The sequence below is a fragment of the Mycobacterium sp. TH-M82 genome (genome assembly GCF_057473605.1).
Genome location: NZ_JBYCKY010000624.1, coordinates 1 through 1,712, shown reverse-complemented (window position 1 = coordinate 1,712; position 1,712 = coordinate 1). Strand labels below are relative to the sequence as shown.

Here is a 1,712-nt window from a genome sequence, read left to right as displayed (position 1 = left end):
GGTCGGCCAGGACATCGATGGGGTAGCGCGGGAAGTCGGCGAAGCCGTCGTATTCGAGGGTGTAGATGTCGGTCGGAAAGGAGTTGGCGGGGGTCGCACCGGAGTACGCGATACCCTCACTGGGCAGATTCAAACCGTCGAAGCGCTCGGATAACCCGCCGTTGGGCGCGTTGGGGTCACCGACCAGCACAAACTGCAGGCCGGATGTAGAACTCATCAGCATCTTGGACATCTTCGGATCCGGGGATCGGTACCTCGCTGGGACCTACGACCAATCCGATCGTGGTCGAGTCGTTGCCTGCGACGACGTCCCCCGTCTCCCCGTACGCGAAGGCCGAATTCGTCATCTCGGTCAGCGACAAGACCCCGGCACCGGCAGTCGTCGCCAGCCCTAAACCCAGCCAGCCAAGCTTACGATCAGCCATTTGCGATTTCCTCACCCCAGGCATCCACGTTTGCCGCCAAAGCATACATCGCCGACTGTAACTTTCACGCCGTAGCGACACAAAGCACTGGACATCCCTCACCATCGTGGCTACGGTCGCCACGGTATCGGCTGCGGAGGCCGGTTCTGAGTGGTCATTCGGGAGCAGAACCTTAGCGATGCAGGTCCAAGACCATGGGTAAGCCATGCCAGATGCATGCAACAACGACTGTATCTTGATTAATCCCCACCATGGCGGGACGATGGACATCAGCCCGGTGACGGCTGGCATATGTTTGACGACTCACCACTGAGTCTGTGAGTCTGAATGCTGCTCTACGTCTGCGCCGGGTCCGAGGAGGTGCCCGATGAGGCGTCGACGTTTGCGTTCGCTGGGTGGTGTCCCGTTGGCGATTGCCGGCGCCACCCTGCTGGGGTTGACGCCGACAACGACGTCACCGTTCGCCTCCGGGCTGCCCCGTGTCGCGGTCGACGTGGCGCTGCTCTCCGACGAGGCGCTGGTCATGAACGGCACCGGGCCGTGCTGCGTGACGCCCGAGACGCCGTGGTATCCAGTTCCCGCCGGCTACCTCGCCGAGGCCCAGAAGTTCATCACGCCGCACTACCCCGGATACACCTCGGTCGGCCTGCCTATACCCGACCAGCTGGCACCGACCACCGGGCTCGACAGCGAGCCATTCGGACTCTCTCTGCAACAGGGCACCGACGTCCTCAACGCCGCGATCATGAAACAAGTCGACGCCGGCAACGGTGTGGTGGCGTTCGGGTACTCACAAAGCGCAACGGTGGAAACCATGGAGCTGCAACGGCTGGCCGCACTGCCGGCCGACGAACGGCCGAGCCCAGACCAGCTCGCCTTCGTGATGATCGGAGACGGCAACAACCCCGACGGCGGCGTACTGGAACGTTTCGACGGCGCCTTCATCCCCTCGCTGGATCTGTCGTTCTCCGGCGCAACCCCCGCCGATGTGTACCCCACCGACATCTACACGGCACAGTACGACGGGTGGGCCGACTACCCGCAATACCCGCTCAATATCCTGGCCGATCTCAACGCCGATCTCGGCATCGCATACGTACACGGCACCTACCCGCTTTTCACGGCCGAACAGATCGCGGCGGCTCAGCAGCTTCCCACGGTGGGCGACACCGTGACCCACTACTATCTGGTTCCCACCCAGCATCTGCCGCTGCTGGATCCGCTGGAGCAGCTCGGCGCGCCCCCATGGCTGATCGACCTGATCCAGCCGGACCTGCGCGTCATCGT

The 1,712-nt window shown here is 63.2% G+C and carries 2 protein-coding genes; one reads left to right on the top strand and one right to left on the bottom strand.

Annotated features, from left to right (window positions below):
- The coding region (locus AC2VON_RS18375) for a PE-PPE domain-containing protein (protein WP_486954239.1) at positions 1 to 217 on the bottom strand (217 nt) is incomplete at its 3' end.
- A gap of 575 nt (positions 218 to 792) precedes the next feature.
- Between AC2VON_RS18375 and AC2VON_RS18370 the strand changes: the two genes are divergently transcribed.
- Positions 793 to 1,712 (top strand): PE-PPE domain-containing protein (locus AC2VON_RS18370; protein WP_486954238.1); only part of this gene is annotated, 920 nt, incomplete at its 3' end.